General features: G+C 39.5%; 13 protein-coding genes and 2 rRNA genes. 14 read left to right on the top strand and 1 reads right to left on the bottom strand.

Annotated elements, in window-relative coordinates:
- The 13 genes from KUV80_RS18115 to rsmI form a co-directional block, all read left to right on the top strand.
- A 23S ribosomal RNA gene (locus KUV80_RS18115) occupies positions 1–115 on the top strand; the annotation flags it as partial.
- A gap of 90 nt (positions 116–205) precedes the next feature.
- Positions 206–321: ribosomal RNA gene (gene rrf, locus KUV80_RS18110) — 5S ribosomal RNA — on the top strand.
- Positions 322–767: 446 nt separating this feature from the next.
- Complete coding sequence (locus tag KUV80_RS18105; RefSeq protein ID WP_222464122.1) at positions 768–962, top strand: sigma factor G inhibitor Gin; 195 nt, start codon at positions 768–770, stop codon at positions 960–962.
- Between the two features lie 118 nt (positions 963–1080).
- Positions 1081–2505, top strand: a complete 1425-nt coding sequence (locus KUV80_RS18100; protein ID WP_222464121.1) for an aminotransferase class I/II-fold pyridoxal phosphate-dependent enzyme — start codon at positions 1081–1083, stop codon at positions 2503–2505.
- A 12-nt stretch (positions 2506–2517) separates the two neighbouring features.
- Positions 2518–3153: a dTMP kinase gene (gene tmk / locus KUV80_RS18095; RefSeq protein ID WP_222464120.1), complete on the top strand. Its 636-nt coding sequence runs from the start codon at positions 2518–2520 to the stop codon at positions 3151–3153.
- Between the two features lie 24 nt (positions 3154–3177).
- Positions 3178–3507, top strand: coding sequence for a cyclic-di-AMP receptor (locus KUV80_RS18090; protein WP_222464119.1), 330 nt, complete (start codon positions 3178–3180; stop codon positions 3505–3507).
- A gap of 31 nt (positions 3508–3538) precedes the next feature.
- Positions 3539–3979, top strand: a complete 441-nt coding sequence (locus KUV80_RS18085; protein ID WP_222464118.1) for a YaaR family protein — start codon at positions 3539–3541, stop codon at positions 3977–3979.
- 12 nt (positions 3980–3991) lie between these two features.
- On the top strand, positions 3992–4981 hold the full coding sequence (gene holB / locus KUV80_RS18080; RefSeq protein ID WP_222464117.1) for a DNA polymerase III subunit delta': 990 nt from the start codon (positions 3992–3994) through the stop codon (positions 4979–4981).
- A gap of 4 nt (positions 4982–4985) precedes the next feature.
- Positions 4986–5816: a PSP1 domain-containing protein gene (locus tag KUV80_RS18075; protein ID WP_222464116.1), complete on the top strand. Its 831-nt coding sequence runs from the start codon at positions 4986–4988 to the stop codon at positions 5814–5816.
- A gap of 14 nt (positions 5817–5830) precedes the next feature.
- Entirely contained in the window at positions 5831–6184 is a 354-nt protein-coding gene (gene yabA / locus KUV80_RS18070) for a DNA replication initiation control protein YabA (protein WP_222464115.1), read from the top strand.
- A gap of 53 nt (positions 6185–6237) precedes the next feature.
- On the top strand, positions 6238–6984 hold the full coding sequence (locus KUV80_RS18065; RefSeq protein WP_425309155.1) for a tRNA1(Val) (adenine(37)-N6)-methyltransferase: 747 nt from the start codon (positions 6238–6240) through the stop codon (positions 6982–6984).
- Complete coding sequence (locus tag KUV80_RS18060) at positions 6971–7261, top strand: GIY-YIG nuclease family protein (protein WP_222464114.1); 291 nt, start codon at positions 6971–6973, stop codon at positions 7259–7261. Before KUV80_RS18065 ends, KUV80_RS18060 begins: the two co-directional genes overlap by 14 nt.
- Positions 7236–8120, top strand: a complete 885-nt coding sequence (rsmI, locus tag KUV80_RS18055) for a 16S rRNA (cytidine(1402)-2'-O)-methyltransferase (protein ID WP_222464113.1) — start codon at positions 7236–7238, stop codon at positions 8118–8120. The genes KUV80_RS18060 and rsmI overlap by 26 nt, the downstream gene beginning before the upstream one ends.
- Before the next feature lie 49 nt (positions 8121–8169).
- On the opposite strand, the gene KUV80_RS18050 is transcribed toward rsmI, so the two are convergent.
- Entirely contained in the window at positions 8170–8454 is a 285-nt protein-coding gene (locus KUV80_RS18050) for an AbrB/MazE/SpoVT family DNA-binding domain-containing protein (RefSeq protein ID WP_066285380.1), read from the bottom strand.
- Positions 8455–9061: 607 nt separating this feature from the next.
- Here KUV80_RS18050 and metG point away from each other — a divergent pair.
- The gene (metG, locus tag KUV80_RS18045; RefSeq protein ID WP_222464112.1) at positions 9062–11029 is read left to right on the top strand and encodes a methionine--tRNA ligase; all 1968 of its coding nucleotides are present in this window, start codon (positions 9062–9064) and stop codon (positions 11027–11029) included.
- Positions 11030–11187: the final 158 nt, after the last annotated feature.

Genomic DNA, 11187 nt, shown 5'->3' with positions numbered 1-11187 from the left:
TCCCATCACGTTAAGTGAGTAAGACCCCTTAGAGATGATGAGGTTGATAGGTCTGGTGTGGAAGCGTGGTGACACGTGGAGCTGACAGATACTAATCGGTCGAGGGCTTATCCTTAAAAAAGCATGAAACGTTTGGAAACGTCGTATCTAGTTTTGAGAGAGCAATTTCTCAACTTAATCATTCATGGTGAAAGTCATGAGTAGGTTCAGTGATGATGGCGAAGAGGTCACACCCGTTCCCATACCGAACACGGAAGTTAAGCTCTTCAGCGCCGATGGTAGTTGGGGGTCTCCCCCTGTTAGAGTAGGACGTCGCTGAGCAATGAGGAAGATGGATGAATATCCATCTTCTTTTTTTTGTGTTTAAAAAGGAATCAATGAGATATAAAAGAAAAAATGAAGAAGATGGCTAAAACCATCTTCTTCTTTGCATTTTAAAAGATGTAAGTACGGATTTTAGGTTTTATAAGCTTTTCGACAAATCGGCATCTAAAACTATGACTTAAAACAGGTTTTTCGACAAAACCATCCGCTCAAATTTAATTCTATATAAGCAAACAAGTTCAAGCACATCGAACTGTTTTAAATCCTGATACAGCGGGGATTAAACGTACATGAAGGCGCAACTTGGTTTATTTTATTGAAATGCGAGAAGACAGACACAACGAGAGCCAGAGTTTCATACATTTTAAAGAACCTTTAAATTATCTGAAAAAACGTATATGGATAAACTATTCTGGCAACAATGGCATTATGGAGGTGGAAGAATGAAAACGACACGACAGTACGGGGAAACATGTATGGTTTGTGAGGAGCAAAAGGATCGGGGATTACACATTCTTCATCAATTTATTTGCCAAGAATGTGAGCAGAAAATCCTTACTGCCAAAACAAATGACGAATATTATAAACATTACTTATCCCAACTGAGAAAATTAAAATTAGTAAGTGCGTCTTCGTAAAAACAGGCTGTTAAACGGCCTGTTTTTTTATGTTATAAAATTCTTTGGACCTGGAACATGTGTTAGAATGGAGGTATATCAAGGCAAAAACGTATAAAAAATAAGAGGATCTTATAAGATGAACCGTGCACCGCTATTTGAGGCGTTGATTCAACATACAAAGAAAAGTAAATGGTCGTTTCACGTTCCAGGTCATAAGAGCGGACAGATCTTTGAAAAAAATGCATTCTCTTTTTTTCAATCTGTGCTGCCCTTAGATGTAACAGAGCTAACAGGATTAGACGATTTGCATCATCCCGAAGGAGCTATTCAAGAGGCTCAAGAGTTATTAGGATCACTTTATAAAGTGAAGAATAGCTACTTTCTTGTTGGAGGGAGTACGTCTGGCAACCTTGCAATGATATTGGCTTCATTCGGACATGGTGATGTTGTGCTTGTTCAGCGAAACTGTCATAAATCTGTTCTTAACGGACTCGAACTCTCTGGGGCTTACCCCGTCTTCTTATCCCCAGAAATGGATGTTGAAGGTGGGTTTCCTTTAGGTGTTAATGTGGATACAGTCGAAAAGGCTTTGGAAGTCCATTTAGACATAAAAGGAATTATACTGACAAATCCTACTTATTACGGCATGCAGCAGGATATTCAAGAAATATCAGATATCGTTCACCGTAAAGGGGGAGTTGTTCTCGTTGACGAGGCACATGGGGCACATTTTGGATTAAAAGAAATGCCAAAAAGTGCGATACATAAAGGGGCGGATATTGTTGTTCAATCTGCACACAAAACGCTCCCCGCATTAACGATGGGTGCATTCTTACATGTAAACAGTGATCGGATAGATAAATATCGCTTATCTCATGCTCTTCAGATGATCCAGTCTAGCTCGCCATCATACTTAATCATGGCTTCTCTTGACTTAAGCCGTATGTATATGGAGAAATTAACAGCACATGAATTAGGAACAATTGCTCATCAGTCCGAGAGATTTAGAATGGATATCGATAATCTCGAATGCCTTCAAACTGTTAAGACGCCAAAAGGATACGTATTAGATCCATTAAAGGTTACTGTTCAAACAGACAGGGATATATCAGGGTATGAACTGCAGCATATGTTTGAAGAAGAAGGTTTGTTTTCAGAGTTAGCAGATGAGAGAAACGTGCTGTTTATTCTGCCTCTCGGAATGATGGATGATTTAACACAATTAAAGGAAGTTTTCAGCAAAATATCTTATAAGCTTTCACTATATAAAATAAGAAAAACGTATTCAAAACCTCTCTTGCTATTTCCATCTGTCAGTACGTTATCTGTATCTTACAACGATATGAAAAAAATGAGCGTTAAAGAATTGTCAATACAAAAAGCAGATGGTTTTATTGCGGCGGAAGCTATAATTCCATATCCCCCAGGCATACCTTTAATCGCAAAAGGTGAAAAGATAACATCAGCATGCATTTGCCATTATTTTTTCTTAAAAGAGAAGGGTGCCAGGTTCCAAGGAGTCAATGAGCTTGAGGAGATGTACGTATTTGATATTAGGTAAGGAGCAACAGCTGTGAAGGGTTTATTTATTACATTAGAAGGCCCTGATGGTTCAGGGAAAACGACTCAAGTTAGAAGAATTGCTGAGTATTTAACTCAGAATCAAATAGATTTTATACAAACACGTGAGCCAGGCGGTACAAGAATCAGTGATCAGATCAGATCACTCATTTTAGATCCGGAGCATAAAGAAATGCACGATCTTACTGAAGTGTTGCTTTATGCGGCATCCCGTGCTCAACATGTACATGAAAAGATCATTCCAGCTCTTAATGAGGGTAAAGTGGTTTTGTGCGACCGATTTGTAGATGCCTCTCTTGCTTATCAAGGATACGGACTGGGTGTAGGTGAAGAGCCGGTTTTACAGGTGAACAAGATCGCTACAGGCGGCTTAGTTCCGGATCGGAGCTATTTTATCGATGTATCTCCCAAAATAGGACGAGAACGAATGAGAGCCCGTTATGGTGAAGGAAGCCTGGATCGAATCGAACAAAAGGATTTTTCATATCATGAACGAGTGAGAGAAGGGTTTCATAAGATTTTTGCCGATCAGTCCGAGCGCATTGTTCGGGTCAACGGAGAGCAGGATGCTGAAACTGTGTTTCATGAGATTGCAAAGGATTTAGACAGACTTTTAGCGAATCATTAGGAAAAGTAAAAGGAGGCATTTGCCATGAAAATGATTATAGCCGTTGTTCAAGATAAAGATAGCAGCCGACTGCAGGATTCCCTTGTTGAAAAAAATTACCGTGCAACGAAGCTTGCGACAACAGGTGGATTTTTGAAAGCCGGAAATACAACGTTTATGATTGGTGTGGAAGATGCTCAGATAGAAGACGTTATGGAAATTATTCGTGAAAATTGCAAAAGCCGCAATCAGATGGTTGCACCCGTTTCACCGATGGGTGGAAATGCAGACGCGTATGTGCCATATCCTGTTGAAGTAGAAGTCGGCGGTGCGACAGTATTTGTACTGCCTGTTGAAAGTTTTCAACAATTTTAATAAATTTACGCTTTACTATTGAGGGGTTATTATGAAAATCGGCCAAGACATAAGACCAATTCTTGAAACGAAACAGAATGAAGGAAAAGCGGACAAGAAGCCTTCATTATCGTTTGGGGAAGCTGTATCTAAGCAGAGTGAAAAGCTGCATTCTGAGCAGTTAACAAAACTGTTAGGGGAAATTGAAACACAGGGGAAAAGACTGATGCAGTCCCAAACAGTTAGAGATCTGCAGGCATATAAAAATTTAGTGCAGCGCTTCGTAAAAGAAGCGGTTCAATTCGGTATGCAATTAAAACAAAACAAAAGCTGGAATGAGCAAGGACGATCGAGAACGCTCAAGCTTGTAAAAGAAATTGATGAACAGCTTTTACAAATTACAGAAGCGGTATTAAGCCAAGAAAAGGAATCTATCCATCTTTTAGATAAGATTGGTGAAATAAAAGGGTTATTAGTAAATTTATATACGTAGTAGGTGAAATGTATGGTGAGCTGGGAAAATAGCAGCAAGACACAACCGCGTGTTGTGAGACTTTTAAAAAACAGCATCATAAAACAGCGCCTCGCTCATGCATATATATTTGAAGGTGCGCACGGGACCGGAAAGATGGCGGTGGCAACGGTCTTAGCAAAAACATTTCTGTGCAGAAACGCGATGGATGGAAATCCGTGCGAAAACTGTTCCAATTGCAGAAGGATTTCGTCAGGCAATCATCCGGACGTACATATCCTTACACCCGATGGCCAGTCCATAAAAATTGACCAAATAAGAGAGTTGCAGAAAGAATTTGCCTATAGCGGGATGGAATCTTCTAAAAAAGTATATATCATTGAGCACGCTGATAAAATGACAGTCCAGGCAGCAAATAGTCTTTTGAAATTTTTAGAAGAACCTGGTGCGGATACAATCGCCATTTTATTGACAGAACAAGTGCATAGTTTGCTTGAAACGATCCGTTCACGTGCGCAGACACTTTCTTTTGCAGCCCTTGCGCCAGAAGGGATCTTACAGAAATTACTAGAGCAAGACATTCCGAAGCCAATCGCAGCATTGGCCTCTTCACTTACGTCCGATTATGCAGAAGCGCTCGAAATTTGTAGGGAAGAGTGGTTTGCACAAGCAAGAGCCAAAGTGATACAATTGACGGAGGAACTGCGACTGCGGCCAGATTACTGTCTTGTTGTTCTGCAAGAACAGTATCTTAGCTTTTTTAAAGAGAAAGAACAGTTGCGTTTAGCTTTAAACTTACTTTTGATCTGGTATCGGGATCTTTTATCTATACATTTATCAATGTCGGAAAAAGTCGTGTTTTTCGACCAGCTTCAAGCTTTAGAGCAGCAGGCGCTTCAAACGTCCGAACGGAAAACAGGAGAAGCTCTGCAAGCTATACTGACTGCTCAAGCTAGATTAAGGAGCAACGTCAGCCCCCTTATGGTGATGGAGCAGTTGGTTTTACGATTACGGGAGGGATAAAACCTTGTATGAGGTAGTGGGAATCCGCTTCAAAAAAGCGGGTAAAGTATATTATTTCGACCCCGGCGACCTTGAAGTGAAAAAAGACGCGTTTGTTATTGTGGAAACAGCGCGTGGAATAGAATATGGCAAGGTAGTTATCGACAAGAAACTAGTCGGGGAGAATGATGTGGTTCTTCCTTTAAAAAAAGTCGTTAGGCTCGCGACACAGAAGGATATTTTGTCTGTAGATGAAAATAAAGCGGCCGCTAAGGAAGCGTTTCAAAGTTGTGAAGAAAAAATCATTGAACACCAGTTGGACATGAAGCTGGTCGATGTTGAATATACGTTTGACCGAAACAAGATTATTTTTTATTTTACAGCAGATGGAAGAATTGATTTTCGTGAACTCGTTAAAGACTTAGCTTCTATTTTTAGGACAAGAATAGAACTTAGACAAATCGGTGTAAGAGATGAAGCGAAGATGCTAGGCGGGATTGGCCCATGTGGCCGGATGCTCTGCTGTTCAACATTCTTAGGGGATTTTGAGCCGGTTTCGATCAAAATGGCAAAAGACCAGAATCTTTCCTTAAACCCTGCAAAGATTTCTGGCTTATGCGGACGTTTGATGTGCTGTTTAAAATACGAAAATGACTATTACGAAGAAGCAAAAGAAGAAATGCCTGATGTTGGTGAAGAAATCATGACCCCTCATGGTGTTGGTCGCGTTGTCGGCTTGAACTTGCTTGAAAAGCTCATTCAAGTTAATATTCCTTCAATGGAGAGAACAACTGAGTTTACATGGGACGAGCTTGCAAGTAAGAAAGAGGAATTATACAGTCAGGCCACAGAGTAAAAGAGGTGGAATTCGTGGAAAAGAAGACTATATTTTCCCGCGTAGTACAGATGGAGGAACAAATCGTTGAGTTGTCTCAGCAACTAGAAGATTTTAAAACCCATTTGGCTGCATTAATTGAAGAAAACCACCATCTTGTGATGGAAAATGATCATTTACGAAACAAACTGAACCGTGATGAAAAACGCACATCTTCTAAAAAATCTTCTGTCTCTAAAGGGAAGAAAGAGCCTACTGATATCGGAGAAGGCTATGATAACCTGGCACGTCTCTACCAGGAAGGGTTCCACATTTGTAACCTTCATTATGGCAGTGTACGTTCAGAAGGAGATTGTTTGTTTTGTCTGTCATTTTTAAATAAGAAATAAACGCCTTTCCAAATGGGAAGGCTTCTTTTTATATAGAAGAAAGGGGAGTTATTGTGGAAAACCAGCTCCTGCCAGATGAGCGTATTGACTTTTTAGTACACCCAGAATTAAAAATTATTCAAAGTCCGTCTGTCTTTTCGTTTTCTTTAGATGCCGTACTCTTAAGCCGTTTTGCATGGGTTCCGATTCAAAAGGGAAAAATTATAGATCTTTGCAGCGGCAATGGTGCCGTTGCCTTATTGTTGAGTAAACGCTCCAAAGCGCACATTACGGGTGTTGAAATACAGGAAAGGTTACATAGTATGGCAAAAAGAAGTGTCGTATTAAACGATTTGTCTCAGCAAATCCAGATGGATCTCTCTGACATCAAAGATGCTCCAGCTCATTATGGATATGGCACCTTTGATGCATTAACGTGCAATCCGCCTTATTTCGCCTCCGTACACGATGAAGATCACAATCAAAATGAACATTTAGCAATAGCCCGTCATGAGATACATTGTTCGTTGGAAGATGTCATTCGTGTAAGCAGTCAGCTTGTTAAACAAGGCGGAAAAGTAGCAATGGTACACCGTCCTAATCGTTTGATGGAGATATTAGCATTCATGCGGCAATATAAACTGGAGCCTAAAAAGCTCCAATTGATCTATCCAAAGTCAGGCAGTGAAGCGAATATGCTTTTAATAGAAGGAATGAAACATGGAAAGCCAGATTTGCATATCCTGCCACCGCTGACCGTGTATGATGATAAAGGTGAATACACGGCTGCTTTGAAAAGGATGTTCTATGGTGAGCAATAATGAACATGTTGTGTATATTTTGGAATGCAAAGACGGAACGTACTATACAGGTTATACGAATAAATTAACTCAACGATTGCGGATGCATGAGGAAGGAAAAGGCGCAAAATACACAAGAGGAAGAGGACCCCTCAAGGTTGTTTTTCATCAGCATTTTTCATCCAAACAAGAAGCAATGCGTATAGAGTTTGCGATTAAGAAATTGAACAGAGCAGCAAAAGAAAGAATAATAAAAGAGGGAAGTGTTTCATATGTGGCAGCAAAAGAGCTACCATGAAGGCAGCAGGACGGGAGCGTTATTTCTTGTTCCAACACCAATTGGCAATTTAGAAGATATGACGTTCCGTGCTGTTCGGACGTTAAAAGAAGCCGACCTGATAGCAGCAGAAGATACTCGGCAAACTAAAAAATTGTGTAACCACTTTGAAATCAATGCTCCCTTAACAAGTTATCATGATCATAACAAACAGCAGAGCGGGATAAAGCTGATTGAAGCATTAAAAGTGGGAAAACAGATTGCGCTCGTCACAGATGCAGGGATGCCAGGGATATCAGATCCAGGATATGATCTTGTCGTCCAATGTGTAGAGGAAATGATACCAGTCATTCCTTTACCAGGAGCGAATGCTGCATTGCCTGCACTAGTCGCATCAGGATTAAACACGGATTTGTTTACGTTTTATGGCTTTTTGCCAAGAGGAAAGAAAGACAAAAAGGCAGAATTAGAAAGACTTAAACGTTTCCCGTCGACTCTTTTGTTCTATGAAGCACCTCACCGTTTAAAAGATACGTTGCAAGCGATGAATGAAATATTTGAAAACCGAAAGATTGCTGTTGTTCGCGAACTCACGAAGAGATATGAAGAAATTATTCGCGGCACATTAGACGAGGTATCGGAATTCCTGAACAAGGAAGATGCTGAAATACGAGGAGAATTCTGTTTGGTTGTTGAAGGAAGCGGCAATAAAGAGTTTGAAGAAGAAGCATCAGCTGAATGGTGGGAAACTTTATCAGTTGTCGATCATGTGGATCATTATGTAAATGAAGGTGAAAAGCCGAAAGATGCAATTAAATTAGCAGCGACCGATCGGAATGTTCCAAAGCGTACGATTTATCAGGAATACCATGGCCTATAAGGACAAATAGAGAAAGAGCCTTCTAATAGAAGGCTCTTTGTTGGTTAATTTATTTTGATGTTTGAAGTTGCTTTTGAAGTTCATCCATAACTTCTTTAGCACCTTCACGGCTAAGAATGATTTTACCGCCAGCAACTGTGTAGTTATCATCAGAAACTTCCCCAGTAACTGCACAAGTCATGTTTGGCTTGTATTTTTTAAGAATGATGCGGTCATCATCAACGTAGATTTCTAGAGCATCCTTTTCTGCAATTCCTAAAGTACGGCGTAATTCTATCGGAATAACGACACGTCCTAGTTCGTCCACCTTACGTACAATTCCTGTAGATTTCATAATAAAATCTCTCCTCCCAAAATATATAAAAGATTTCCCTATCTATTTAAATCGTCAGAATTCGACAAAATCCTACGAGAACATCTTACCAAGATTTCCAATTGTCGTCAATAGTTTTGACTTAAACATTTTATTTTCTTTTACCAATTGAATTCTCTAGTCTATACCCATTTTGTAATACTTCTTAAACCATGGATTGGAAAAAATATTCATATATTGTCATAAAAAATTCAAAAAAGTGTAAAAGTTGAAAGAAAATTACTGGAAATCAAGGTTAGAATTATCGTCAAATTTCGACAAAACTAACAATGAAAAAATACTGTCCATGTTTTCTTTTCTTCCATTTGCTTCTTAACCTTGACACACTTTCGATGCATTAGGTATATTTTGAAGGAAGAAAAGAGAATAATGAAAGTATTTACATAGAGATTGTTTCGCTTACTTTTTTACTTTTATGTCCTAGTGCAAACAGTTTTTTATAGTTTTTGTAAAAAAGATACATTTTTTAGAGATGTATTTCTATTTTCCAATCATTAATAAAGACAAACAGTCCCTAAATGGAGGGGCTTTTTTTCCTATTTGAGTATACTTTGAGGAGGCGGCATAAGTGACTAAACCCACATTTTACATTACAACACCGATTTATTATCCAAGCGGAAAGCTTCATATTGGCCACGCGTATACTACGACAGCAGGAGATGCGATGGCGAGATACAAACGTTTAAGAGGTTTTGACGTTATGTATTTGACCGGATCTGATGAACATGGGGAAAAGATTCAAAAGAAAGCGAACGAACAAGGGCTTCACCCACAAAAATATGTTGACGGAATCGTTGATGATATTAAAGCGCTATGGAAGAAAATGGACATCTCATATGATGACTATATACGGACAACAGATGAAAGACATAAAATCGCTGTCGAGCAGATTTTTCAGCAGCTGGTTGACCAAGATGATATCTACTTAAGCGAATATGAGGGATGGTATTGTACAGATTGTGAATCCTTCTTTACCGAACGGCAGCTTGAAGATGGAAAATGTCCAGACTGCGGACGCGAAGTAAAGAAAGTGAAAGAAGAGAGCTATTTTTTCCGGATGAGCAAATATGCTGATCGTTTATTGGCTTACTATGAAAATAATCCTTCTTTTATTTATCCTGAATCGCGCAAGCGTGAGATGATCAACAATTTTATTAAGCCAGGTTTAGAGGATCTTGCAGTTTCTCGAACTTCATTTGATTGGGGAGTAAAGGTGCCGGGAAATCCGAAGCATGTAATCTATGTATGGATTGATGCTCTTTCTAACTATATAACGGCACTCGGGTACGGCAGTGAAAACGACGAAAAATATAAGAGATATTGGCCCGCAGATGTACATCTAATGAGTAAAGAAATCGTTCGTTTCCACACGATTTACTGGCCGATTATGCTGATGGCGCTAGGACTTCCGTTACCAAAGCAAGTTATTGCACATGGATGGCTGTTAATGAAAGACGGAAAAATGTCGAAATCTAAAGGAAACGTAGTTGATCCAAATGTGTTAATTGATCGATACGGTTTAGATCCTCTCCGTTACTATTTGCTTCGTGAAGTACCGTTTGGATCTGATGGGGTGTTTACACCTGAAAGCTTTGTAGATAGAGTGAATGCGGATTTGGCTAATGATTTAGGAAACCTGTTAAATCGTACAATTGCGATGATTGGTAAATATTTTGATGGAAAGATTCCTTCCTATGAAGGCCGCATTACTGAATTCGACGGTACACTTGAGGATTTTGCGATGGAGACCGTAAGAAAAACAGAAGAGGCGATGGAAAATCTAGAGTTTTCAATTGCACTTTCAACGATTTGGCAGCTGGTAAGCCGAACCAATAAGTATATAGACGAAACTCAACCATGGGTACTTGCAAAAGACGAAGCAAAACAGGGTGAATTAGCAAGTGTCATGTATCATCTTGCAGAATCTATTCGTATCGTATCTGTATTGATTCAGCCGTTTATGACGGAAACGCCAGCAAAAATCTGGAACCAGCTCGGTTTATCAGATTTGAATGTAACGAACTGGGAATCATTAAAGGAATTTGGTGTGATCCCTTCTCAAACGGAAGTAACAAAGGGCGATCCAATATTCCCTCGACTCGAGACAGAAGTTGAAGTTCAATTTATAAAAGAATCTATGGGTGCAACTGCTTTACCAAGAGAAGAACCAAAACCAGAACCTAATAAAGAAGTTCAGCCTCCTGATGAAAAGCCAGAGATATCAATCGATGACTTTATGAAGGTTGATCTGCGAGTTGCAACTGTTATTGCCGCGGAACCTGTTAAAAAAGCAGATAAATTATTAAAGCTTCAATTAGACCTAGGATATGAAAAGCGCCAAGTCGTTTCGGGCATTGCACAGCATTATAAGCCTGACGACCTTGTGGGCCAGAAAGTAATTTGTGTAACGAACTTAAAACCAGTGAAATTACGCGGAGAGCTTTCAGAAGGTATGATTTTAGCAGGATCCACTGATGGCCAGTTAACATTAGCAACGGTAGATCCGTCACTTCCAAATGGGTCAAAAGTAAAATAAATAAACGAAAGCGGGGAGTATATCCCTGCTTTTTTAGTGCCTAAGACAGAAAAACAGCTAGATATAACTGATAAAAAGTAGGTCTTAATACCTACAATGTAATTATATTGTAATGCTACTGTTACCCGAATGAATGGAAAATGTGATAAGATTTGTAA

This window comes from Fictibacillus nanhaiensis (assembly GCF_019801215.1).
Taxonomy (GTDB): domain Bacteria; phylum Bacillota; class Bacilli; order Bacillales; family Fictibacillaceae; genus Fictibacillus; species Fictibacillus nanhaiensis_C.
This window is presented reverse-complemented; position numbering and strand designations above follow the sequence as displayed.